Raw genomic sequence first — 22,558 nt, forward strand, 5'->3', positions numbered from 1 at the left:
GCGCCGGATCCCGGGGCCGGCGCCGTCGCGTCCGGTGGGCGTTCTCGTCAGACGAGGGCCTCCACGGCGACCGTGGCGAAGACATGGTCCTGCTCCGGTGCGCCACCGCCGACACCGATCGCGCCGATCAGCCGGCCGTCGCGCCGGACGGGCACGCCTCCGGCGATGAACAGCAGCGGCCGGTCGAGTGCAGTGGGCAGGGTGTGGAAGAGGCCTCCGGGCTGCACGGCGTCCACGAGGTCGGCGGTCGGCGCGTTCAACTGGAGCGCGGTGTACGCCTTGCGGGTGCTGGTCTCCCCGGAGATCAGCACGGCGCGGTCGTCCCGGCGGAAGGCGAGCAGATGCCCGCCCGCGTCGAGGACGGTGACGCTGACCGTGACACCGGCCGCGTCCGCGGCCTGGTACGCCGCGCTGACCAGGGCTTCGGCTTCCGCGGTGGTGAGCGGGGCGACGGTGGTGGTGGTGCTCATGAGGAGAGTTCTCCTTGTGGTACTCGGTGATGTCGATGGTGCCGGGCGGGGAACCGGCGGACGTGGGGGCGGCCCTGGCCCCACGTCCGCCGGTCCTGTGGGTCAGTGGGGGACGGCGGTTTGCCGCTCGGTGGGCGCCGGGCCGGCGAGTACGGTGCCGGATGGAATGCCGCGGCGCTCGAGAGCGGCCGAGACGAACGCCAGCACCAGGGCGCTCGCGGCGAGAACGGCACCGATCCAGTTGGGTGCGGTGTAGCCGAGGCCGGCCCCGATCACGAGGCCGCCGAGCCAGGCGGACAGCGCGTTGCCGAGGTTGAAGGCACCGATGTTCAGGGCCGAGGCCAGGGTGGGAGCGCCGTGCGCCTGGTCGAGGACCCGCTTCTGCAGGGGCGGCACCGTGGCGAATCCCAGGGCGCCGATGAGGGCGATGGTGACGGCGGCGGCGATCTTGTTGTGCGCGGTCAGGGTGAAGAGTGCGAGGACGACGGCGAGGGCGCCCAGGGAGAGGTACAGCATGGGCATCAGGGCGCGGTCCGCGTACCTGCCGCCGATGAGGTTGCCGCCGACCATGCCGAGGCCGAAGAGGACCAGCAGCCAGGTCACGGAGCCGTCGGCGAAGCCGGCGACGTGCGTCATCATCGGTGCGATGTAGGTGATGGCCGCGAAGACGCCACCGAATCCCAGAACGGTCATCGCCATGGCGAGCAGGACCTGGACGTTCTTCAGGGCGGCCAGTTCGTGACGCAGTCGCACTCCCTCGGCCTTGGGCATGTCGGGGACGAGCCTGGCGATGCCGGCCAGGCCGGCGACGCCGAGGGCGGCGACGATGCCGAAGGTGACCCGCCAGCCGATGGACTGGCCGACGAGCGTGCCCAGCGGAACACCGACGACATTGGCGACGGTCAGTCCGGTGAACATCAGGGCGATGGCTCCGGCCTTCTTGTCCGGGGCGACCAGGTCGGCCGCGACCACCGAGCCGATACCGAAGAAGGCACCGTGGGCCAGCGAGGCGACCACCCGTCCGGTCAGCATGAGGCCGAAGGACGGGGCCAGCGCGGAGAGCAGGTTCCCCGCGACGAACAGCCCCATCAACAGCATCAGCATCCGTTTGCGGGAGATCCTGGTGCCGAGCACGGTCATCAGCGGGGCGCCGAACATGACGCCCAGCGCGTAGCCGGTCACCAGATAACCGGCGGTGGGGATGGAGACACCGAAGTCACCCGCGACCTCGGGCAGCAAACCCATGATCACGAACTCCGTGGTTCCGATCCCGAAGGCCCCGATCGCGAGGGCCAGAAGCGCGAGAGGCATGGGGGACAGACCTTCCCAGACGATTGCAGGAGCGTTTTGCGCGCCTCAACAATAATTGCAGACGCTTGATATTTGCAAGCGCCGTATATTGCAGACTTGCTCTACCCTGGTGTCAGCAGCTCCTGGACGGAGGAAACGCCCATGACCGCCACGGATCCCGCGCTCACCGCCCTCGCTCAGGGCTGGTGCGCACTCTCCCTGCTGCACGGGAGAATCGAGACCCACATCGAGCGCGCCCTTCAGGCCCGGCACGACCTGAGCGTGCGGGAGTACTCCCTGCTCGACGTACTGAGCCGGCAGCACGACGGCGACGGGGGCCATCTGCAGATGAAGCAGGTCGCCGACGCGGTCGTGCTCAGCCAGAGCGCCACCACGCGCCTGGTCACCCGTCTCGAGGACCGCGGACTGCTGGAGCGCTACCTGTGCCCCACCGACCGCCGGGGCATCTACACCAACGTCACCGAGGCCGGTCTCAAGCTGCTGGACGAGGCGCGGCCGACCAACGACACGGCCCTGCGCGGGGCCCTCGATGCGGCGGCGGAGAATCCCGACCTCGCTCCCCTGGTCCGGGCCGTGGAAACGCTGAAGGCGCCGGTGCCCGCGTAGGGTTCCGGCATGGAAGATCTGGAGATACGGGCCGCGGTCGCCGACGACGTTCCCGCGATCGTCGGCATGCTCGCGGACGACCCCCTGGGCGCGCGGCGCGAGTCGCCGGACGACCTCGGTCCCTACCTGACCGCTCTGGAGCGGCTCGACGCCGACCCGAATCAGCACCTGGTCGTCGCGGTCCGCGAAGGCCGCGTCGTCGGCACGCTCCAGCTCACGATCGTTCCCGGACTCTCCCGCCGCGGTGCCACCCGGTCGATCGTCGAAGCGGTCCGCGTCCACGCGGACGCGCGCGGCAGCGGCCTGGGAAGCCGGCTCGTCGAGTGGGCGATCGACGCATCCCGCCGCGAGGGCTGCCAACTGGTCCAGCTGACCTCCGACAGCACCCGGACCGATGCCCACCGCTTCTACGAGCGACTCGGTTTCACGGCCTCCCACGTGGGCTTCAAACTGCCGTTGTGACGAAGAGGGCCGGGCCCTGTTCCACGTGAAACAGGACCCGCTTCCACTCCCTGGCGGCCGGGAGCTAGCCGATGCCCCGCCATCCCTCCGGGTCCACTCCGCCCGGCACAGGAGCCCTCTCGTCGTACGGTTGACGCGTGAACACGAACGAGCCCAGGTCGAGATGGCTCAGCGACCCGTCCGACCGCCGTACGGGCTTGAGGAGTTCTCCGGCGTAGTAGCCCTCCAGGCCCACCCAGGCGCCGTCCGCTGTCGGTCGGAAACGCGAGCGCCGGCCGTTGCCGGACAACGGCTCCAACGCGACGAGGCCGTCGGCCGAGAGCCGGAGCGCGAACGCGGACGTCCCCCAGTACCACTGCCCCACCCACTCCAGTACCGCTGGATCCGCCTCTCGCAGCGGCTGCCAGGGAGCCGGGATACGCGGTTCCGCCTCGGCGACGATCCGGATCAGATCGGCTGCGACCGTGAACGGCGCCGGTCCGGAGGTGCAGTTGGCCAGGACCACCGCGCTCACGTCGTCCGCCACGCTGATCGTGAGACAGGCGAGGAAGCCCGGCAGTGAACCTGTGTGCCCGACAAGAGAACGCCCGTGCTGGTGACGGATCTCCATGCCCAGGCAGTACGCATAGCCGCTCGCCACGTCCGCCGCCTCGACCGGCGCGGCCGGTGTCCTCATCTCCCGCAACGACCCGGCGCTCAGCACCCGTTCGTCACCCTCGACCAGGAAGGCGGCGAAGCGCGCCAGATCACTTGCGGTGGACCACAGCTGGCCGGCGGGCGCCATCACCCCGAGGTCCTCCAAGGGCTCGGGCAGCATCACATCGGCCCACGGATGCACCGCCCAGCCACCCGCGTGCGGCGTTTCCGCGCGCACAGTCGTGCGACGCAGGCCCAGAGGTGCGAGCACTTCGCGCCGGAGCACCTCCTCCCACGGGGCACCGCGCAGCTTCTCGACCAGGGCACCGAGCACCGCGTATCCGGGGTTCGAGTAGTGGAACCGCCGGCCGACGGGGTGCACCAGGGGCCGCTCGCCCAGCACGTCGGCGAGACCGGGGCGCAGGGAGCCAGGGGTCCGTTCCCACCAGGGCCCGGGCGTCTCGGCGGCCAGCCCACCACTGTGTGCGAGCAGTTCGGCGACGGTCGCCCCGCCCACCCCCGTACCCGGCAGGTGCCTCTCCAGTGGGTCGGCGAGATCGAGCGCTCCCTCGTCACGCAGCCGGAGCACCAGAACGGCCGTGAAGGTCTTGGTGATCGAACCGATCCGGTACTGCACGTGCTCGTCCGGAGCGTGTCCTTCCACCGACGTCCACGCTCCCGTCCACACGGCCTTCCCGCCCCGCACCACGGCCGCGACGAGCGACGGCGCGCGTCCTTCGCTCTGGGCGACGGCGACCCTGTGCAGCAACGCCCGCCGCGTACCGGGCAGCAGTTCTTCCTGATGAGGTGTCGTCATGCCCTCAGTTCACCAGGAACGGATCAGGTCTGCGCCATGTCCACGAAGCGCGAGTAATGGCCCTGGAAGGCGACCGTGATCGTGGCCGTCGGACCGTTTCGGTGCTTCGCCACGATCAGGTCCGCCTCACCCGCGCGCGGGGACTCCTTCTCATAGGCGTCCTCGCGGTGCAGCAGGATGACCATGTCGGCATCCTGCTCGATGGACCCGGACTCACGCAGGTCGGAGACCATCGGCTTCTTGTCCGTGCGCTGCTCGGGGCCACGGTTGAGCTGGGAGAGCGCGATCACCGGGACCTCCAGCTCCTTGGCGAGCAGCTTGAGGTTACGGGACATGTCCGAAACCTCCTGCTGCCGGCTCTCGGCGCGTTTGGAACCGCCGGACTGCATCAGCTGGAGGTAGTCGATGACAACCAGCCGGATGTCGTTGCGCTGCTTGAGGCGACGGCACTTGGCGCGGATCTCCATCATCGACAGGTTCGGGGAGTCGTCGATGTAGAGCGGTGCCGCCGAGACATCCGGCATCCGGCGTGCCAGGCGGGTCCAGTCCTCGTCGGTCATCGTGCCGGAGCGCATGTGGTGCAGGGCGACCCGGGCCTCGGCGGACAGCAGGCGCATCGCGATCTCGTTGCGCCCCATCTCGAGCGAGAAGATGACGCTCGGCAGGTTGTTCTTGATGGACGCGGCCCGCGCGAAGTCCAGGGCGAGCGTCGACTTGCCCATCGCGGGACGCGCGGCGATGACGATCATCTGTCCCGGGTGCAGGCCGTTGGTGAGCGAGTCGAAGTCGGTGAACCCGGTGGGCACCCCGGTCATCTCACCGCTGCGCGATCCGATCGCCTCGATCTCGTCGAGCGCGCCCTCCATGATGTCGCCGAGCGGCAGGTAGTCCTCGCTGGTGCGCTGCTCGGTGACCGCGTAGATCTCCGCCTGCGCTCGGTTGACGATCTCGTCTACGTCGTCGTCGGCCGCGTACCCCATCTGCGTGATGCGCGTGCCCGCCTCGACCAGGCGGCGCAGCACGGCGCGCTCGTGCACGATCTCCGCGTAATAGGCCGCGTTGGCCGCCGTGGGGACCGTCTGGACGAGGTTGTGCAGATACGAGGCCCCGCCGACCTTGTTGATCTCACCGCGCTTGGTCAGCTCCGCGGCGATGGTGATGGGGTCGGCCGGCTCTCCCTTGGCGTAGACGTCGAGGATGGCCGTGTAGATGGTCTCGTGGGCCGGCTTGTAGAAGTCGTGGCCCTTGAGGATCTCTACGACGTCGGCGATGGCGTCCTTGGACAGCAGCATGCCGCCCAGCACGGACTGCTCGGCATCGAGGTCCTGCGGCGGCACCCTTTCGAACGCGGAGCCTGCGCCGTCCCATCCGCCGTTGTCCCGGCCACGGTCGTGCTGCTCGTCGCGGCCACTGCCCCGGTCCTCGCGGCGACGGGAGGCGGGCAGACGATCACTGGGTCCGCTCTCGGCCCACGGGTCGTCCAAGGGCTCGGAAATGCTCACCGAGCCACCTCCTCCCGTCCGCCGGAACGGACCTCGCCGTGCCTCTCTGTTCTACGGCACGGCACTGACAAATCAAGAAGCCCAACTCCGCTTGTCGCACGCCGGATTTGCGGCGTTTCTGAAACCGGTGGACGGAGCGAGCGCCGGACCACCGTAGGCCCGTCGGCACCGTCAGCCAATCCGGTTATCCACAGGGCATGTGGACGACCGGCCCAATGCTGTGGAGAACTCCGCGAAACCTGTGCACGAGCCGGTGGACAGTCCTGTGAACAAGCCCGCACCTTTGCCGCCAGCAAGGTCGTGACCTGCGGGTTCATCATCCACCGGCTGTGCAGAAGAAAAAGTTGCCAGGTCGGCTCAAGATCGCTTCATCAGGTGTACGCAAGCCCACACCCAGAGAGACCAAGTAAGGGTCTCTAAAGCTTTGCATCTCTTACCTGTGGACGATTAGATTGGTGCACATGACACAGGCCCCCGCGCGGCCCGGAGCCGCTCGACGACGGCATGACCGCGAGATCGTCATGCTGGCAGTCCCCGCCTTCGGCGCTCTCGTCGCCGAGCCGCTCTTCGTCATGGCGGACAGCGCCATCGTCGGCCATCTGGGCACGGCACAGCTCGCCGGTCTCGGCGTCGCCTCGGCCCTCCTGATGACCGCCGTGAGCATCTTCGTCTTTCTGGCCTATGCCACCACGGCCGCCGTCGCCCGGCGCGTCGGAGCCGGTGACCTCCCGTCGGCCATCCGTCAGGGCATGGACGGAATCTGGCTGGCCCTGCTCCTCGGCGCCACCGTCATGGCCGTCGTCCTGCCCACGGCACCCGCCCTCGTGGACCTCTTCGGCGCCTCCGACACAGCGGCCCCCTACGCGACCACCTATCTGCGGATCTCCACACTCGGCATACCGGCCATGCTGGTCGTGCTCGCCGCGACCGGTGTCCTCCGCGGACTGCAGAACACCAGGACACCGCTCTACGTCGCCCTCGCCGGCTTCGTCACCAACGGTGTGCTCAATGTCGCGCTGGTCTACGGCGCCGGCCTCGGCATCGCGGGCTCCGCCTGGGGCACCGTCATCGCCCAGTGCGGCATGGCCGCGGTCTATCTGGCCGTGGTGCTGCGCGGGGCACGCAGGCACGGGGCGTCGCTGCGCCCGGACGCCGCCGGGATCAGGGCGTCCGCCCAAGCGGGCGTTCCTCTGCTGGTGCGCACCCTCTCGCTCCGGGCGATCCTGATGATCACGACAGCCGTCGCCGCACGTCTAGGCGACTCCGACATCGCGGCCCACCAGATCATCCTCTCCCTGTGGAGCCTGCTCGCCTTCGCGCTGGACGCCATCGCCATCGCCGGTCAGGCCATCATCGGACGTTATCTGGGCGCCGGCGACACCCGGGGTGCCCGTGAGGCATGCCGCCGCATGGTCGAGTGGGGTATCGCGGTCGGTATCGTCCTCGGCGTCCTGGTGATGCTCGCCCGGCCGGTGTTCCTGCCCCTGTTCACCAGTGACGCCACGGTCACGGACGCTGCCCTGCCCGCCCTGGTGCTGGTGGCGCTGTCCCAGCCGATCTGCGGCATCGTCTTCGTCCTGGACGGAGTCCTGATGGGCGCGGGCGACGGACCGTACTTGGCCTGGGCAATGCTGCTGACCCTCGCGGTGTTCACTCCCGCCGCCCTGCTGGTTCCCTCGTTCGGGGGCGGACTCACCGCACTGTGGGCCACGATGACGCTCATGATGACCGTGCGGATGCTGACCCTGTGGCTCCGTACGCGCTCCGGCCGCTGGATCGTCACGGGCGCCGCACGCTGACCGTTTCACGTGAAACACGGCGATGGGGGCCGCACCCCGAAGGGTGCGGCCCCCATGCTCACTGCCTCAGCGAGCGCGGCATTCAGCCGGCGACGACCTCGATGCTGACCTTGGCGGCCACCTCGGGGTGCAGACGCACGGACGTCTCGTGGGCGCCCAGCGTCTTGATCGGCGAGCCCAGCTCGATGCGGCGCTTGTCGACCTCGGGACCACCGGCGGCCTTGATCGCCGAAGCGATGTCGGCCGGGGTGACGGAACCGAAGAGACGACCGGCGTCGCCGGAGCGGACGGCCAGGCGGACCTTGACGCCCTCGAGCTGGGCCTTCACCTGGTTGGCCTGCTCGATGGTCTGGATCTCGTGGATCTTGCGAGCACGACGGATCTGCTCGACGTCCTTCTCGCCGCCCTTGGTCCAGCGGATCGCGAGCTTCCGCGGAACCAGGTAGTTGCGAGCGTAACCGTCCTTGACGTCGACGACGTCGCCCGCGGCACCGAGGCCGGAGACCTCGTGGGTGAGGATGATCTTCATGAGTCGGTCACCCTTCCCTTATCGCGCGGTGGAGGTGTAGGGCAGCAGCGCCATCTCACGGCTGTTCTTGACAGCCGTGGCGACGTCACGCTGGTGCTGCGTGCAGTTGCCGGTCACGCGGCGGGCACGGATCTTGCCGCGGTCGGAAATGAACTTCCGCAGCATGTTCGTGTCCTTGTAGTCCACGTACGTGACCTTGTCCTTGCAGAATGCGCAGACCTTCTTCTTAGGCTTGCGCACAGGCGGCTTCGCCATGATGTTTCTCCTGTGTGATCAAGAAGTGTGGGTACGGCCCGCCTAGAAGGGGGGCTCGTCCGAGTAGCCGCCGCCGCTGCCGCCGCTGCCGCCGGAGCCACCGCCCCAGCCACCGCCGCCACCGCCCTGCTGGCCACCGGCGGGAGCGCCGGTCGCCCACGGGTCGTCGGCGGGGGCGCCGCCGCCCTGCTGGCCACCGCCGGGGCCACCGCCCCAGCCGCCACCACCCTGGCCGCCACCGCCGCCCTGGCCGCCGCCGTAGCCTCCCTGGCCACCGCGACCGGTGGTCTTGGTGACCTTGGCCGTGGCGCTGCGCAGGCTGGCGCCGACTTCCTCGACGTCCAGCTCGTAGACCGTGCGCTTGACGCCCTCACGGTCCTCGTAGGACCGCTGCTTCAGCCGGCCCTGCACAATGACGCGCATGCCTCGCTGGAGCGACTCGGCGACGTTCTCCGCCGCCTGACGCCAGACCGAGCAGGTCAGGAACAGGCTCTCGCCGTCCTTCCACTCGTTCGTCTGGCGGTCGAAGGTGCGGGGGGTCGACGCGACACGGAACTTCGCGACGGCCGCACCGGACGGGGTGAAGCGCAGCTCGGGGTCGTCGACAAGATTGCCGACGACCGTGATGACGGTCTCGCCTGCCATGGGGAACCTCTCGGCGGGTTTGCTGCTGGCTGCTTGTGCTGCTACTCGAGTCCCGGGACCAACTGAGCGGAAGGGCTCAGTGGGTCTCGGGGCGGAGGACCTTGGTCCGGAGGACCGACTCGTTCAGGTTCATCTGGCGGTCGAGCTCCTTGACGACCGCAGGCTCGGCCTGCAGGTCGATGACCGAGTAGATGCCCTCGGGCTTCTTCTTGATCTCGTACGAGAGACGACGACGGCCCCAGGTGTCGACCTTCTCGACCTTTCCGCCGCCGTCACGGACGACAGAAAGGAAGTTCTCGATCAGCGGGGAGACAGCGCGCTCCTCGATGTCGGGGTCGAGGATGACCATCACCTCGTAGTGACGCATGTGGAACCCACCTCCTTTGGACTCAGCGGCCACGGTCGTTCCGTGGCAGGAGGGTCGTGATGCGTTGTTGCAACGATGCCTGTCAGTAAAACAGCCGCCACTGACAATCGAGGCCGGGCGGCGATCTCCCAGGCCGGCCGGGACGGACCGTGGCCCTTCCCCGACTCGCCTGGCTCTGTCCGGACAGACACCGGTGCGGACGGTACAGAGTACCCGCACAGCGGCTTCCGGTTGAAATCCGGCTGTGGGGACAGTCAATCTGTACACATCGGGTGTGTACGGCGCTACGATCCGCCGCCTTTCGCAGGAGGTGCCCCATGGCACAGGCATTGCGACCCAACACCGCCGGAGGCCTTTTCGCCACGGACGGCAAGCCCCACCCGCTCCAGGACACCCTGCTGGCGGTGACCCTGGTGCTGGGCCTCACGTCCTTCATCACGGCGATGTTCCACCATCTGCACCTGCTCAGTTCCTGGACCGGCCTGGTGGGGATCCTCACCGGTGCGTACGGCCAGTGGATCTCGGTGACGACCCGCGAGCGCTTCGGCCTCGTCCTGGGCCTCGGTGCCGCGGCGGTCGGGTTCTTCCTGGGCATGGCGCACGGGGGCCTCTTCGGCGGGCTCTTCGACTGACGTCGGACCTCCCCTCTTTCGAACGTCGCCGAACGCCCCGGCCGGCGACGGGCCGGGGCGAAGGTCCCGTGCGCCCAACCGGGGCGCCCCCGAGGCGCAGTAGGCTTCGCGCGAGAGCCGGAGCCCCTGAACCCATGGGGACACACCAGCCCGAGGAGCGCCCCGAATGAGCCTGACCCTGAGGACCATCAGCCGAGAGCAGCATCTGGCCTACATCCAGAGCCTGCCGTCGGCGAGTCACATGCAGGTCCCGGCCTGGGCTGATGTCAAGGCGGAATGGCGCTCGGAGAACCTCGGCTGGTTCGACGACCGGACCGGTGAGCTGGTCGGTGCCGGTCTCGTCCTCTACCGGCAGCTGCCCAAGATCAAGCGCTATCTCGCCTATCTGCCCGAAGGACCGGTCATCAACTGGTTCGCGCCGAATCTTCAGGAGTGGATCGAGCCGATGCTCGCGCACCTGAAGCAGCAGGGCGCGTTCTCGGTGAAGATGGGTCCGCCGGTGATCATCCGGCGCTGGGAGGCCTCGACCATCAAGAGGGGCATCCAGGACCAGGACGTGAAGCGTCTGCGCGACCTGGAGGCCGACTTCATCGAACCCCGCGCCTTCGAGGTCGCCGACAAGCTGCGCCGCATGGGCTGGCAGCAGGGGGAGGACGGCGGCGCCGGCTTCGGTGACGTCCAGCCCCGCTACGTCTACCAGGTGCCGCTGGCCAACCGCGCCCTGGAGGACGTCCACAGGAACTTCAACCAGCTGTGGCGCCGCAACATCAAGAAGGCGGAGAAGGCCGGCGTCGAGGTCGTCCAGGGCGGTTACAACGATCTGCCCGAGTGGCAGCGGCTGTACGAGATCACGGCCGTGCGCGACCACTTCCGGCCCCGCCCGCTGTCGTACTTCCAGCGCATGTGGACGGCCCTCAACACCGAGGACCCCAACCGCATGCGGCTGTACTTCGCCCGGCACAACGGCGTGAACCTGTCCGCGGCGACGATGCTGATCGTCGGCGGGCACGTCTGGTACTCCTACGGCGCCTCCGACAACATCGGCCGCGAGGTCCGGCCCTCGAACGCGATGCAGTGGCGGATGCTGCGCGACGCCTACGCGCTCGGCGCGACCGTCTACGACCTGCGCGGCATCTCCGACTCGCTGGACGAGACCGACCACCTCTTCGGTCTGATCCAGTTCAAGGTGGGCACCGGCGGCCAGGCCGCCGAGTACCTCGGCGAGTGGGACTTCCCGCTGAACAAGCTGCTCCACAAGGCGCTCGACATCTACATGTCGCGCCGCTGACCTCTGTTGTGCCGCTCCGACGGCTCCATAAGCTCCCATACCTCTGATACACCGCAGCCACGAGAAAGGTTCCAGGTCCGGCCATGGCGCTCACGCTCTACGTCGACACCGCGCGCTGGCGGGCGCATCACAAGCACGTGCAGGAGCAGTTCCCGGGACTGGTCCCGGTCTGCAAGGGCAACGGCTACGGCTTCGGCCACGAGCGGCTGGCCGAGGAGGCCACCCGGCTGGGCTCGGACGTCCTCGCGGTCGGCACGACGTACGAGGCCGCCCGGATCAAGGACTGGTTCGGCGGTGACCTGCTGGTGCTGACGCCGTACCGGCGCGGCGAGGAACCGGTGCCGCTGCCCGACCGGGTCATCCGCTCGGTGTCGTCCGTCGACGGCGTGTACGGCCTGGTCGGCGCCCGGGTGGTCATCGAGGTGATGTCCTCGATGAAGCGGCACGGCATCAGCGAGCAGGACCTGCCTCAGCTGCACTCGGCGATAGAGAACGTCCGGCTGGAGGGCTTCGCCATCCACCTGCCGCTGGACCGCACCGACGGCTCGGACGCCGTCGAGGAGGTCATCGGCTGGATGGACCGTCTGCGGGCGGCCCGTCTCCCGCTGCACACCATGTTCGTGAGCCATCTCAAGGCCGACGAACTCGCCCGGCTGCAGCAGCAGTTCCCGCAGACCCGCTTCCGCGCCCGGATCGGCACCCGGCTCTGGCTGGGGGACCACGAGGCCACCGAGTACCGGGGCGCGGTCCTGGACGTCACGCGCGTCGCCAAGGGGGACCGGTTCGGCTACCGGCAGCAGAAGGCCGCCTCCGACGGCTATCTGGTGGTCGTGGCGGGCGGTACGTCGCACGGGGTGGGCCTGGAGGCCCCCAAGGCCCTGCACGGCGTCATGCCGCGCGCCAAGGGCGTCGCCCGCGCCGGTCTCGCCACGGTCAACCGGAACCTTTCGCCGTTCGTCTGGGGCGGCAAGCAGCGCTGGTTCGCCGAACCGCCGCACATGCAGGTGTCGATCCTGTTCGTGCCCGCGGACGCGCCGGAACCGACGGTGGGCGAGGAACTGGTGGCCCATCTCCGGCACACCACCACGCAGTTCGACCGGCTCCTCGACCGCTGACAGCGAGAAGGCCGTACACGGTTCTCCCGTGTACGGCCTTTCCTGTGCTCTGAGCGGACACCACCCTCCGGGCCGTTCGCTCAGAGCGAACCTCCGGTGGCTTCCTTCCTGCCCCATTCGACCGGGGTCCCCTCGAAGTGTGCCGCGTGCCGCGCCGGGTGAGCCACAGCCCCGAGCACGAACACGTCCTCCGCCCCGTCCAGCACCCCGCCCGAGGGGTCGTCGTCACCGGACCGGCGCACCGGGTCCCGCTCCGGCATCAGGATGTCGCGCAGGACCATGGCACACAGGTAGAGCGTCCCCAGCAGGTGCGCGCCGATCGCCCAGTGGTAGCCGTCGGTGGGCAGTCCCTTGTGGGCGTCCCCGCTGGTCGTGTAGGCGAGGTGCATCCAGATGCCCAGGAAGTACGCCACCTCGCAGGCCTGCCAGACGAGGAAGTCCCGCCACTTCGGCCGGGCGAGGGCCGCCAGCGGCACCAGCCACAGGACGTACTGCGGCGAGTAGACCTTGTTGGTGAGGATGAAGGCCGCGACGATCAGGAAGGCGAGCTGGGCGAAACGCGGCCGTCGGGGAGCCGTGAGCGTGAGCGCCGCGACACCCGCGCAGCACAGCAGCAGCAGCACCGTGGCGAGCGTGTTGACCGTGTCGGTGCTCAGCGGGTCGTCCGAGTTCTGCGCCAGGATCAGCCAGAAGGAACCGAAGTCGACGGGTCGCTCATGACTGAACGCGTAGAACTTCGACCAGCCGTCGAACGCGAAGAGCATCACGGGTCCGTTCACGACGAGCCAGGCGACGGCCGCGCCGCCGAGGGCCGTGCCGTACTCCCGCCATCGTCCCGCGCGCCAGCACAGCACCAGCAGCGGTCCGAGCAGCAGCACGGGGTAGAACTTGGCGGCCGTGGCCAGCCCGAGGAGGACACCGAAGGCGAGGGAGCGTTCCCGCGACCACATCAGCATCGCGGCGGCCGTCAGAGCGATTGCCAGCAGGTCCCAGTTGATGGTCGCGGTCAGCGCGAAGGCCGGTGCCAGCGCGACCAGCAGGCCGTCCCAGGGCCGCCGCGCGTGCGTACGGGTCACGCAGACGACGATGACGGCCGCACACACCATGAGCATCCCGGCATTGACCATCCAGTACCACTGTTCCTGGTCCTGGATACTGCCGCTGCCGGGGGTGAGCCAGGCGGCGACCTCCATGAACAGGCCGGTCAGCACCGGGTACTCGAGGTACTCCATGTCCCCGGGGAGCCTGTCGAAGTACGGCACCAGCCCGTCGGCGAAGCCGCGCCCCTGATAGAGGTGCGGGATGTCCGAGTAGCACGCGTGCGTGTACTGGGAGCTGGCGCCGAAGAACCAGGCGCCGTTGTAGCAGGGTGCCTTCTGCACCAAGCCGAGGGCGAACATGCCGATCGCCACGAGTGCGATCACCCGCACCGGAGTCCACCAGGAGGTCCCGGTCAGAGCACGCCGCCCGAGCGGACCGCCGATCAGCTCGCTGCCGGCCGCGGCGACCCGGTCCTCCTCGGTCGGCCGCACCGGCTCCGGCTCGTGAACGCTCGTCTGCGTCGATTCTCCACTGGGCATGCCGCACATCCTGCCGTACATGACCGAGGAAACGCCGAGGGCCGCCGCACCCAGGGGTGCGACGGCCCATGTTTCACGTGAAACACCCAAGCCGGGCGACAGGCCGACTAACCGAAGAGACCTCCATCGCTCCCGTTGCCATTGCCTCTGCTGTTTCCGGTGTCGCTGCTGGCCGTGGGATCCGGCGAACTGGTCGCCCCTCCGTCCGTGCCGCCGTTGTCCGTGCCGCCGTTGTCCGTACCGCCCGTTTCCTCTTCGTCTTCGCAGTTGAAGTCGAACGGCCTGCAGGTGGCGGTGTCGGTCGGCGTCGGCGTGGTCTCGGTCTGCGTGGGCGACGGAGGCGCCGAGGTCTCCTTCTCCTCCTCCTCCTCGCTTTCGGTGGGCGTGGGAGTGGGGCTCTGCGTCGGAGTGTCGTTGACGATCTCCCCGATGGGTTCGGGGGTCGGGAACTCCTTCACCGGCTTGCCCTTCATGGCCTTCTTCATGAAGTCCGCCCAGATCTCGGACGGGAACGAGGCACCGTGGATGCTCTCCTGGTCGCCCGTTCCGTACATCTCCAGGAACTGGCGGTTCTTGATGCTCTCGTCGTCGGGGTACCGGAACATGCTGATCGCGGTCGACAGTTGCGGGGTGTAGCCGACGAACCAGGCGGACTTGTTGCCGTCCGTCGTACCGGTCTTTCCGGCCACCTCGCGGTCGGGGAGCTGAGCGTTGGTACCGGTTCCCTCCTCGACGACGGTCTTCAGGACGTCCGTGACGTTGTCGGCGACCTCCGCGGTGAACGCCTCTTCCGTCACCGTCTTGTGGGTGAAGACCGTGCCGTCCTTGCTCGACACCTTCTTCACCGAGAACGGATCACGCTGCTTGCCGCTCGCCGCGAACGTGGCGTACGAGCCTGCCATGCGAATCGCGCTGGGGCTGGAGGTACCGATGGAGAACGACGGGTAGTTGGCACCGGCGAGGCTGCTCTCCAGGACGCCCGCGCCGGTCGCCGCCTCCTTCACCTTGTCCAGGCCGACATCCATGCCGAGCTGCACGAAGGAGGAGTTCACCGACTCACGCATCGCCTCACGGAGATCGATCTTGTAGTCGGGCGGCGTGCCGTACGTCTCGTCGCCGTCGTTGACCTGCTCCCACTGCTCGCCCTTCTCGTTCTGCCAGATCGTCCCGTCGTATTCCTTGATCTTGAGCTTGTTCTTGCCGCTGTAGAGGCTCTTCGGAGAGACGATGGTGCGCTCGTCCTGCGACTGCACCGCGTCCAGGTCCGGGTTCCGGACACCCCAGCTCATGGCCGCGGCCAGGACGAACGGCTTGAACGTGGAACCGACCTGGGCGCCGGTCGCGTCGGCGTTGTTGGTGAAGTGCTTGGTCGCGTCCTCACCGCCGTAGATGGCCTTGATCGCGCCTGTCGCAGGATCCACCGAAGCCGCACCGAACTGGACGTGAGTGTCCTCCTCCGGGCGCTTCTCGGGGTCGATGTTCGCCTTCTTGACCTTCGTGACCGACTTCTCGAGAGCATCGACCATCTTCTTGTCGAAGGTCGTGTGGATCGAGTAGCCGCCCTTCGCCAGGTCGTCCTCCGTGATGCCGGTCTCTTCGCTGTTGTTGACGATGTTCGCCTTGGCCAGGTCGACGAGGTAACCGATCTGACCGCTCAGCGCCGTGTTGGAACGGGGGTTCTGCCACTTGGGCAGCTTGGTGTACTTGGCCCGGTCCTCGGCGCTCAGGTACTCGTACTCGACCATCTTGTCCAGCGTGTCCTGCATCTGCCCCAGGGCACGTTCCCGGTTCTTGTCGGGCGTAGCACCCTGCGGGTCCACGGACGTCGCGCCGGCCGGGTCGTAGTAGGTGGCGCCCTTGAGGACCGCCGAGAGGAAGGCGCACTCGCCCGGGTTCAGGTCGATGGCTTCCTTGTTGAAGTACGCGCGGGCGGCGGCCTGGATCCCGTAGGCCCCACGGCCGTAGTACGCCGAGTTCAGATAGCCCGCGAGGATGTCGTCCTTGTCCATGGTGGTACCCACCTTGACCGAGACGAAGATCTCCTTGAACTTCCGGGAGAGCGTCTGTGACTGGTCGTCCAGCATCGCGTTCTTGACGTACTGCTGGGTGATCGTGGAGCCACCCTGCGTGTCACCGCCACTGGCCATGTTGAGCACGGCACGGCCGATGCCCTTCGGGTCGATGCCGCTGTCGTCGTAGAAGGTCTTGTTCTCCTGGGAGATGACGGCGTGCTGCATCGCCTTGGGGATCTGCGAGAGGTTGACGATCTGGCGGTTGCGCTCACCGCCCGTGGAGACCATCTGATCGCCGTTGGACCAGTAGTAGACGTTGTTCTGCGCTGTGGCCGTCAACGCGATGTTGGGCACTTCCACCATCGCGTACCCGATGCCGGCGACGGCCACCAGACTGCCGAAGAAAGCGATGCCCAGTCCGGACACCAGCTTCCAGGACGGCATCCAGCGGCGCCAGCCGTCCTTGTCGTAGCGGGGATAGTCGATGATCCGCTTCTTGCCGGGAGGAGCCGCGCGCCCTCTGCCGCGCCCGGGCCCGGCGGCACCGGCTCGGCGGTTGCCCCCGCCTCTCTGTGCCGCGCGTCGCGCCTCGGCGCGGCTGCCGTACGTACGTTCCTCACCCCCCGAGCCGCGGGAACCCGACCCATAGGAATCGGACGGAGACCCGGTGGCGCCTCGCGGTGCCGCGCGGCGGCCGGAGGACGAACCGGACTGGCCGCGTCGGGCCGCGGCACGTCCGCCTCCCTGCGGCTGCGGCGGTTTGCGACGGTGCTCGCTCATCGAACGACTACTCCTCGGGCAGGCGCACCCTTGCGCGCCTGGAAACGGCGGCTGGTTTCCGGTCCCCCCGAAGTACGGATTCGGCGCTTCGCGCATTCACCCGTACTACACCTGGGACCAAGACGCCCCCGGGCGTCACTCGGTTCCCGGTGGTGTGCATGGCGCACAGACTACGCACCGCCAAAACCCGCCGAGCACAGAAGTTCACCTCAAATCAGGCAACTTGCTCCCGATGAACCGGCGATGTGATCCCGTTCACTCTTTTTCCCCTTGTCGCATCCGGGCGGCCGTTCTATCGTCTTGATGTATCGAGTCGATACATCAGCTCGGCATAAAGGCGGCGACGAGCCGCACACGAGCCCGTCACGGCGTGACCGCGGCAGAGAGGAGGCGACGATGAGCCGGCGTTCCGGGATCCTCGAGTTCGCCGTACTCGGCCTGCTCCGCGAATCTCCGATGCACGGTTACGAGCTGCGCAAACGACTCAATACGTCACTGGGTGTGTTCCGTGCGTTCAGCTACGGGACGCTCTACCCCTGCCTCAAGACGCTGCTCGCCAACGGCTGGTTGATCGAGGAACCGGGGAACACCAGCGAGGACGCCCTCGCCGCTCCGCTCGCGGGGCGCCGCGCCAAGATCGTCTACCGATTGACGGCGGAGGGTAAGGAGCACTTCGAGCAGCTGCTGTCCCAGACGGGACCGGACGCGTACGAGGACGAGACCTTCGCCGCGCGGTTCGCCTTCTTCGGGCAGACGTCGCGCGACGTACGCATGCGCGTGCTCGAGGGCCGCCGCAGCCGGCTGGAGGAGCGCCTCGAGAAGATGCGCGCCTCCCTGGCCCGGACCCGGGAGCGCCTCGACGACTACACGCTCGAGCTCCAGCGCCACGGAATGGAGTCCGTGGAGCGCGAAGTGCGCTGGCTGAACGAGCTCATCGAGAGCGAGCGGGCCGGGCGGGACCTGAAGGGATCCGCCACCGGGGAACCCGCTCAGCAGGACACCACATCTGGAACGACGGGCGGCCTGCCCCGGACCGGGGACGACCCCCGGCCGGATACGCCCGACGACACCGCCACGTGAGACCCGCCCAAGGGCCTCACTCGTACACACAGGGAGCAACCGGAATGGGTTCGGTTCGCGTAGCCATCGTCGGCGTGGGCAACTGCGCCGCATCGCTGGTGCAGGGCGTCGAGTACTACAAGGACGCCGACCCGGCGTCCAAGGTCCCGGGCCTGATGCACGTCCAGTTCGGCGACTACCACGTCCGTGACATCGAGTTCGTCGCCGCCTTCGACGTGGACGCCAAGAAGGTCGGCCTGGACCTCGCGGACGCCATCGGCGCCTCCGAGAACAACACCATCAAGATCTGCGACGTGCCGAACAGCGGCGTCCAGGTCCAGCGCGGTCACACCCTCGACGGTCTCGGCAAGTACTACCGGGAGACCATCGAGGAGTCCGCCGAGGCCCCGGTCGACGTCGTCCAGGTCCTCAAGGACAAGCAGGTCGACGTCCTCGTCTGCTACCTGCCCGTCGGTTCCGAGGCCGCGGCGAAGTTCTACGCCCAGTGCGCCATCGACGCCAAGGTCGCCTTCGTCAACGCCCTCCCGGTCTTCATCGCCGGCACCAAGGAGTGGGCGGACAAGTTCACCGAGGCGGGCGTCCCGATCGTCGGTGACGACATCAAGTCCCAGGTCGGCGCCACCATCACGCACCGCGTCATGGCGAAGCTGTTCGAGGACCGCGGTGTCGTCCTGGACCGCACGATGCAGCTGAACGTCGGCGGCAACATGGACTTCAAGAACATGCTCGAGCGCGAGCGCCTCGAGTCCAAGAAGATCTCCAAGACGCAGGCCGTCACCTCCCAGATCCCCGACCGGGACCTGGGCGCGGACAACGTCCACATCGGCCCGTCCGACTACGTGGCCTGGCTGGACGACCGCAAGTGGGCCTACGTCCGCCTGGAGGGCCGCGCGTTCGGTGACGTCCCGCTGAACCTGGAGTACAAGCTCGAGGTCTGGGACTCCCCGAACTCCGCCGGTGTCATCATCGACGCCGTGCGCGCCGCGAAGATCGCCAAGGACCGGGGCATCGGCGGCCCGATCCTCTCGGCGTCCTCGTACTTCATGAAGTCCCCGCCGGTGCAGTACTTCGACGACGAGGCCCGTGCGAACGTCGAGAAGTTCATCCAGGGCGAGGTCGAGCGCTAAGACCTCCCCGCTGCGGGCAGTTGAGGGTCTCCGGGTCGTATGGCCCGGGGACCCCCTTCGTATGTGAGGCTGTGCCCCATGGCCGTCGTCCGTGACCTGCGCGTTCTGCTGCGCCTCCAGGGCTTCAGACGCCTGCTCGCCGTCCGGCTGCTCTCCCAGGGCGCCGACGGCGTCTTCCAGGTCGCGCTCGCCGCCTACGTGGTCTTCTCCCCCGAGAAGCAGACGTCGGCCGCGGCGATCGCCTCCGCGATGGCGGTCCTGCTCCTCCCGTACTCCGTGGTCGGCCCCTTCGCGGGAGTCCTCCTGGACCGCTGGCGCCGCCGTCAGGTCTTTCTGTACGGCAACCTGCTGCGCGCCCTGATGGCCTCGGTGACCGCTCTCCTGATCCTCGGCCGGGTGCCCGACTGGCTCCTCTTCGTCGCCGCCCTGTGCGTCACGGGCGTCAACCGCTTCGTCCTCGCCGGGCTGTCCGCCGCACTGCCGCGCGTGGTGGACAGCGAGCGGCTGGTCGTCGCCAACTCCCTGTCCCCGACCGCCGGAACGCTCGCCGCGACCGCGGGCGGTGGTCTCGCCTTCGTCGTCCGTCTGGTCGTCGCCGACTCCGACGCGGCCGTGGTGCTCGTGGGCGCCGCGCTGTACCTGTGCGCGGCCGTGGCATCGCTCCGGATGGCGAAGGAACTGCTCGGTCCCGACCGGGCCTTGATACGTCCCCGGCTGGCCACGGCACTCACCGGAACCGCTCGTGACCTGAGGGCGGGCGTACGGCACCTCGCCGAGCCCCGGCGCAGAGAGGCCGCCTGGGCGCTCACGGCGATGACGCTCATGCGGTTCTGCTACGGCGCGATGCTCGTCATGCTGCTGATGCTCTGCCGGTACGCCCTGACGTCGACCACCGACGAGGGACTCGCCCTGCTGGGGCTGGCCCTGGGCGTGTCCGGCGCCGGCTTCTTCGCCGCTGCCGTCCTCACGCCCTGGGCCGCGGGACGGCTCGGTCCCGGCCGCTGGATCGCGGTGTGCGCCGCGGCGGCGGCCGTACTGGAGCCGGCGCTCGGTCTGCCCTTCGCCTCCGGCCCTTTGCTGGCCGGGGCGTTCGTCCTGGGTCTGACCACCCAGGGCGCGAAGATCGCCACGGACACCCTCGTCCAGGCCTGTGTCGACGACGACTTCCGCGGCCGGATCTTCTCCGTGTACGACGTCCTGTTCAACGTGGCCTTCGTCGGCGCCGCGGGAGTGGCCGCCCTGATGCTCCCGCCGGACGGCCGATCGGTCCCACTGGTGGTAACGATCGCCGTTACCTACGGAGCAGTAGCGGTGACTATGACACGTTTTGAGCGTCAGTAAGTGTCACATCAGGGCCACAGAGCCTTATTGGGCTACAGAGTTGTCAGTGCGGGCCGGTAGCTTACGTGCGTCTTATCAACGCGTCTTTCGCGCCACGCACCCACGTTCCAGGGGGATCCCAAGTGACCACTCCGCCGCCCCAGGGCAACCCGTTCGCGCAGGGCCAGCAGCAGCCCTACGGCCAGCCCCAGGGCCAGGCCCCCTTCCCGCAGCAGGCGGGCCAGCCCGGGTTCCCCCCGCCGGGTGCTCCGGTTCCCCCGCAGCAGGGCCGCAAGATCAGCTTCAAGGTGATCAAGAACATCGCCATCGTCCTGATCGTCGCCGGTGTGGCCATCGGCGGCTGGATCACCAGCCAGGACGACGCCAACACCGCCGCCGTCGGTGACTGCATGCACCGCGGCAGCACGGACGACAACAACCCGGACCTCGAGGTCGTCGACTGCGGTGACGCGAAGGCGCAGTACACGGTGCTCGCCAAGATGGAGGGCGACTTCTCCGGTCTCACGGCTCAGAACAAGTGCGGCGCGGCAGCCAAGGACTTCGAGTACGTGTACACGGAGACCAACGGCAGCAAGAGCTTCCTCCTCTGCCTGAAGGACAAGTAGGGCAGACGGTGAGGGGTGACGTTTCACGTGAAACGTCACCCCTCGCGCGTGTCCGCGGGGCGATGTTTCACGTGAAACATCGCCCCGTTTCACGTCCTCAGCCCTGCTGCCCGGCCCACCACTCCTTGAGTGCCGCCACCGCCGCGTCATACCCCATCGGACCGTTCTCCAGCCGGAGTTCCAGCAGGTGCTTGTACGCCTGACCGACGGCCGGGCCCGGCTTGACGCCGAGGATCTCCATGATCTCGTTACCGTCAAGGTCCGGGCGAATGGCGTCCAGCTCCTCCTGCTCCTGAAGCTGGGCGATGCGCGCCTCCAGGCCGTCGTACGCACGGGAGAGCGCGGCGGCCTTGCGCCGGTTGCGCGTGGTGCAGTCCGAACGGGTCAGCTTGTGGAGCCGGCCGAGAAGCGGTCCGGCGTCACGGACATAGCGACGCACAGCGGAGTCCGTCCACTCTCCCGTGCCGTAGCCGTGGAAGCGCAGATGGAGCTCGACGAGACGCGAGACGTCCTTCACCAGCTCGTTGGAGTACTTGAGCGCCGTCATGCGCTTCTTGGTCATCTTCGCCCCGACCACTTCGTGATGGTGGAACGAGACGCGGCCGTCCTCCTCGAAGCGCCGCGTGCGCGGCTTACCGATGTCGTGCAGCAGGGCCGCCAGGCGAAGGGTCAGATCGGGGCCGTCCTCCTCCAGGGCCATCGCCTGCTCCAGGACGATCAGCGTGTGGTCGTAGACGTCCTTGTGCCGGTGGTGCTCGTCCCGCTCCAGGTGCAGAGCCGGCAGCTCGGGCAGCACGTACTCGGCGATCCCGGTGTCCACGAGCAGGGACAGCCCCTTGCGCGGGTGCGTGGAGAGGATCAGTTTGTTCAGCTCGTCCCGTACCCGCTCGGCGGAGACGATCTCGATGCGCCCGGCCATCTCCTTCATCGCCGTGACGACCTCGGGTGCCACCTCGAAGTCGAGCTGGGCCGCGAAACGGGCGGCCCGCATCATCCGCAGCGGATCGTCCGAGAAGGAGTCCTCGGGCGTGCCCGGGGTGCGCAGCACCCGCGCGGCCAGATCGGCGCGGCCGCCGTGCGGATCGATGAACCGCTTCTCCGGCAGCGCGACGGCCATCGCGTTCACCGTGAAGTCACGGCGGACCAGATCCTCCTCGATCGAGTCGCCGTACGACACCTCCGGCTTGCGGGAAGTGCGGTCGTACGCTTCCGAGCGATAGGTGGTCACCTCGATCTGGAAGCTTCGGTCGGCATCTCCGACGCGGGCGTCCTTCTGCGCACCGACCGTACCGAAGGCGATCCCGACGTCCCAGACGGCATCCGCCCAGGGACGCATGATCTTCAGTACGTCCTGCGGGCGGGCATCGGTCGTGAAGTCCAGATCATTGCCGAGGCGGCCGAGCAACGCGTCCCGCACCGAGCCGCCCACCAGCGCGAGCGAGAACCCGGCCTCCTGGAAGCGGCGGGCGAGGTCGTCGGCGACAGGGGCGACCCGCAGCAGTTCACTCACGGCGCGGTCCTGCGCCTGGCTCAGGGCACTGGTTTCTTCGTTGGCGTTCGGCACAACAGAAGAGGGTACGTGGCCCGAACGGCGGGGAG

Annotated in this window: 21 protein-coding genes; 10 read left to right on the plus strand and 11 right to left on the minus strand. The window is 68.3% G+C overall.

The annotated features are described in order from the left end of the window. Positions 1 to 47 precede the first annotated feature (47 nt). On the minus strand, positions 48 to 470 hold the full coding sequence (locus tag ACFXAE_RS20625; protein WP_384716656.1) for a heme-binding protein: 423 nt from the start codon (positions 468 to 470) through the stop codon (positions 48 to 50). Between the two features lie 102 nt (positions 471 to 572). Next, positions 573 to 1,781, minus strand: a complete 1,209-nt coding sequence (locus ACFXAE_RS20630) for an MFS transporter (RefSeq protein WP_384716659.1) — start codon at positions 1,779 to 1,781, stop codon at positions 573 to 575. A gap of 141 nt (positions 1,782 to 1,922) precedes the next feature. On the opposite strand from ACFXAE_RS20630, the gene ACFXAE_RS20635 reads away from it, so the two are divergent. Next, positions 1,923 to 2,387, plus strand: a complete 465-nt coding sequence (locus ACFXAE_RS20635; RefSeq protein WP_384716662.1) for a MarR family winged helix-turn-helix transcriptional regulator — start codon at positions 1,923 to 1,925, stop codon at positions 2,385 to 2,387. A gap of 9 nt (positions 2,388 to 2,396) precedes the next feature. Beyond that, complete coding sequence (locus ACFXAE_RS20640) at positions 2,397 to 2,849, plus strand: GNAT family N-acetyltransferase (RefSeq protein ID WP_384716665.1); 453 nt, start codon at positions 2,397 to 2,399, stop codon at positions 2,847 to 2,849. A 64-nt stretch (positions 2,850 to 2,913) separates the two neighbouring features. Here ACFXAE_RS20640 and ACFXAE_RS20645 read toward each other — a convergent pair whose 3' ends face one another. Both ACFXAE_RS20645 and dnaB read right to left on the minus strand, forming a co-directional pair. Further along, a complete protein-coding gene (locus tag ACFXAE_RS20645; RefSeq protein ID WP_384716668.1) occupies positions 2,914 to 4,302 on the minus strand; it encodes a serine hydrolase domain-containing protein in 1,389 nt (462 codons plus the stop codon). Between the two features lie 23 nt (positions 4,303 to 4,325). Next, positions 4,326 to 5,804 carry a replicative DNA helicase gene (gene dnaB / locus ACFXAE_RS20650; protein ID WP_384716671.1) on the minus strand — a complete coding sequence of 493 codons (1,479 nt, stop codon included), beginning with the start codon at positions 5,802 to 5,804 and terminating at the stop codon, positions 4,326 to 4,328. Between the two features lie 461 nt (positions 5,805 to 6,265). Here dnaB and ACFXAE_RS20655 point away from each other — a divergent pair, with 461 nt between their 5' ends. Continuing rightward, on the plus strand, positions 6,266 to 7,603 hold the full coding sequence (locus ACFXAE_RS20655) for an MATE family efflux transporter (RefSeq protein WP_384716674.1): 1,338 nt from the start codon (positions 6,266 to 6,268) through the stop codon (positions 7,601 to 7,603). 82 nt (positions 7,604 to 7,685) lie between these two features. Here the strand turns inward: ACFXAE_RS20655 and rplI are convergent, their stop codons facing one another. The 4 genes from rplI to rpsF all read right to left on the minus strand — a co-directional run bounded on the left by rplI (position 7,686) and on the right by rpsF (position 9,399). Beyond that, the gene (gene rplI, locus ACFXAE_RS20660; RefSeq protein ID WP_361750473.1) at positions 7,686 to 8,132 is read right to left on the minus strand and encodes a 50S ribosomal protein L9; all 447 of its coding nucleotides are present in this window, start codon (positions 8,130 to 8,132) and stop codon (positions 7,686 to 7,688) included. Positions 8,133 to 8,150: 18 nt separating this feature from the next. Continuing rightward, complete coding sequence (gene rpsR, locus ACFXAE_RS20665; RefSeq protein ID WP_003949403.1) at positions 8,151 to 8,387, minus strand: 30S ribosomal protein S18; 237 nt, start codon at positions 8,385 to 8,387, stop codon at positions 8,151 to 8,153. A gap of 42 nt (positions 8,388 to 8,429) precedes the next feature. Continuing rightward, on the minus strand, positions 8,430 to 9,032 hold the full coding sequence (locus ACFXAE_RS20670; RefSeq protein WP_384716678.1) for a single-stranded DNA-binding protein: 603 nt from the start codon (positions 9,030 to 9,032) through the stop codon (positions 8,430 to 8,432). A gap of 76 nt (positions 9,033 to 9,108) precedes the next feature. Further along, positions 9,109 to 9,399 carry a 30S ribosomal protein S6 gene (rpsF, locus tag ACFXAE_RS20675; protein WP_142194331.1) on the minus strand — a complete coding sequence of 97 codons (291 nt, stop codon included), beginning with the start codon at positions 9,397 to 9,399 and terminating at the stop codon, positions 9,109 to 9,111. A 317-nt stretch (positions 9,400 to 9,716) separates the two neighbouring features. On the opposite strand from rpsF, the gene ACFXAE_RS20680 reads away from it, so the two are divergent. The 3 genes from ACFXAE_RS20680 to ACFXAE_RS20690 all read left to right on the plus strand — a co-directional run bounded on the left by ACFXAE_RS20680 (position 9,717) and on the right by ACFXAE_RS20690 (position 12,434). After that, a complete protein-coding gene (locus ACFXAE_RS20680; RefSeq protein WP_384716681.1) occupies positions 9,717 to 10,031 on the plus strand; it encodes a hypothetical protein in 315 nt (104 codons plus the stop codon). Positions 10,032 to 10,197: 166 nt separating this feature from the next. Beyond that, positions 10,198 to 11,319: a peptidoglycan bridge formation glycyltransferase FemX gene (gene femX, locus ACFXAE_RS20685; protein ID WP_384716685.1), complete on the plus strand. Its 1,122-nt coding sequence runs from the start codon at positions 10,198 to 10,200 to the stop codon at positions 11,317 to 11,319. 83 nt (positions 11,320 to 11,402) lie between these two features. Beyond that, positions 11,403 to 12,434 carry an alanine racemase gene (locus ACFXAE_RS20690; RefSeq protein ID WP_384716688.1) on the plus strand — a complete coding sequence of 344 codons (1,032 nt, stop codon included), beginning with the start codon at positions 11,403 to 11,405 and terminating at the stop codon, positions 12,432 to 12,434. Positions 12,435 to 12,514: 80 nt separating this feature from the next. Here the strand turns inward: ACFXAE_RS20690 and ACFXAE_RS20695 are convergent, their stop codons facing one another. Further along, positions 12,515 to 14,023 carry a glycosyltransferase family 87 protein gene (locus tag ACFXAE_RS20695; protein WP_384716842.1) on the minus strand — a complete coding sequence of 503 codons (1,509 nt, stop codon included), beginning with the start codon at positions 14,021 to 14,023 and terminating at the stop codon, positions 12,515 to 12,517. Positions 14,024 to 14,121: 98 nt separating this feature from the next. Beyond that, positions 14,122 to 16,806 carry a transglycosylase domain-containing protein gene (locus ACFXAE_RS20700; protein WP_384716691.1) on the minus strand — a complete coding sequence of 895 codons (2,685 nt, stop codon included), beginning with the start codon at positions 16,804 to 16,806 and terminating at the stop codon, positions 14,122 to 14,124. A 396-nt stretch (positions 16,807 to 17,202) separates the two neighbouring features. Between ACFXAE_RS20700 and ACFXAE_RS20705 the strand changes: the two genes are divergently transcribed. From ACFXAE_RS20705 to ACFXAE_RS20720, 4 genes are all read left to right on the plus strand, one after another. Next, positions 17,203 to 17,886 carry a helix-turn-helix transcriptional regulator gene (locus tag ACFXAE_RS20705; RefSeq protein ID WP_384716694.1) on the plus strand — a complete coding sequence of 228 codons (684 nt, stop codon included), beginning with the start codon at positions 17,203 to 17,205 and terminating at the stop codon, positions 17,884 to 17,886. A 44-nt stretch (positions 17,887 to 17,930) separates the two neighbouring features. Next, the gene (locus ACFXAE_RS20710; RefSeq protein WP_384716697.1) at positions 17,931 to 19,013 is read left to right on the plus strand and encodes an inositol-3-phosphate synthase; all 1,083 of its coding nucleotides are present in this window, start codon (positions 17,931 to 17,933) and stop codon (positions 19,011 to 19,013) included. A 78-nt stretch (positions 19,014 to 19,091) separates the two neighbouring features. Next, positions 19,092 to 20,354 (plus strand): MFS transporter, encoded by a 1,263-nt coding sequence (locus ACFXAE_RS20715; RefSeq protein ID WP_384716700.1) that lies wholly within the window; start codon positions 19,092 to 19,094, stop codon positions 20,352 to 20,354. Between the two features lie 122 nt (positions 20,355 to 20,476). Next, entirely contained in the window at positions 20,477 to 20,959 is a 483-nt protein-coding gene (locus ACFXAE_RS20720) for a hypothetical protein (protein ID WP_384716703.1), read from the plus strand. A 97-nt stretch (positions 20,960 to 21,056) separates the two neighbouring features. Here the strand turns inward: ACFXAE_RS20720 and ACFXAE_RS20725 are convergent, their stop codons facing one another. Continuing rightward, positions 21,057 to 22,523 carry a CCA tRNA nucleotidyltransferase gene (locus ACFXAE_RS20725; protein ID WP_384716706.1) on the minus strand — a complete coding sequence of 489 codons (1,467 nt, stop codon included), beginning with the start codon at positions 22,521 to 22,523 and terminating at the stop codon, positions 21,057 to 21,059. Positions 22,524 to 22,558 lie beyond the last annotated feature (35 nt).

Origin of the sequence: Streptomyces sp. NPDC059454, from assembly GCF_042749965.1 — a bacterium.
Classification (GTDB): Bacteria; Actinomycetota; Actinomycetes; order Streptomycetales; family Streptomycetaceae; genus Streptomyces.

Bases quoted from the DNA above. Each gene is read 5' to 3' on its own strand.
- ACFXAE_RS20625 (WP_384716656.1), bottom strand. From the start codon at position 470: ATGAGCACCACCACCACCGTCGCCCCGCTCACCACCGCGGAAGCCGAA.
- ACFXAE_RS20630 (WP_384716659.1), bottom strand. From the start codon at position 1,781: ATGCCTCTCGCGCTTCTGGCCCTCGCGATCGGGGCCTTCGGGATCGGA.
- ACFXAE_RS20635 (WP_384716662.1), top strand. From the start codon at position 1,923: ATGACCGCCACGGATCCCGCGCTCACCGCCCTCGCTCAGGGCTGGTGC.
- ACFXAE_RS20640 (WP_384716665.1), top strand. From the start codon at position 2,397: ATGGAAGATCTGGAGATACGGGCCGCGGTCGCCGACGACGTTCCCGCG.
- ACFXAE_RS20645 (WP_384716668.1), bottom strand. From the start codon at position 4,302: ATGACGACACCTCATCAGGAAGAACTGCTGCCCGGTACGCGGCGGGCG.
- ACFXAE_RS20655 (WP_384716674.1), top strand. From the start codon at position 6,266: ATGACACAGGCCCCCGCGCGGCCCGGAGCCGCTCGACGACGGCATGAC.
- rplI (WP_361750473.1), bottom strand. From the start codon at position 8,132: ATGAAGATCATCCTCACCCACGAGGTCTCCGGCCTCGGTGCCGCGGGC.
- rpsR (WP_003949403.1), bottom strand. From the start codon at position 8,387: ATGGCGAAGCCGCCTGTGCGCAAGCCTAAGAAGAAGGTCTGCGCATTC.
- ACFXAE_RS20670 (WP_384716678.1), bottom strand. From the start codon at position 9,032: ATGGCAGGCGAGACCGTCATCACGGTCGTCGGCAATCTTGTCGACGAC.
- rpsF (WP_142194331.1), bottom strand. From the start codon at position 9,399: ATGCGTCACTACGAGGTGATGGTCATCCTCGACCCCGACATCGAGGAG.
- ACFXAE_RS20680 (WP_384716681.1), top strand. From the start codon at position 9,717: ATGGCACAGGCATTGCGACCCAACACCGCCGGAGGCCTTTTCGCCACG.
- femX (WP_384716685.1), top strand. From the start codon at position 10,198: ATGAGCCTGACCCTGAGGACCATCAGCCGAGAGCAGCATCTGGCCTAC.
- ACFXAE_RS20690 (WP_384716688.1), top strand. From the start codon at position 11,403: ATGGCGCTCACGCTCTACGTCGACACCGCGCGCTGGCGGGCGCATCAC.
- ACFXAE_RS20695 (WP_384716842.1), bottom strand. From the start codon at position 14,023: ATGTGCGGCATGCCCAGTGGAGAATCGACGCAGACGAGCGTTCACGAG.
- ACFXAE_RS20700 (WP_384716691.1), bottom strand. From the start codon at position 16,806: ATGAGCGAGCACCGTCGCAAACCGCCGCAGCCGCAGGGAGGCGGACGT.
- ACFXAE_RS20705 (WP_384716694.1), top strand. From the start codon at position 17,203: ATGAGCCGGCGTTCCGGGATCCTCGAGTTCGCCGTACTCGGCCTGCTC.
- ACFXAE_RS20710 (WP_384716697.1), top strand. From the start codon at position 17,931: ATGGGTTCGGTTCGCGTAGCCATCGTCGGCGTGGGCAACTGCGCCGCA.
- ACFXAE_RS20715 (WP_384716700.1), top strand. From the start codon at position 19,092: ATGGCCGTCGTCCGTGACCTGCGCGTTCTGCTGCGCCTCCAGGGCTTC.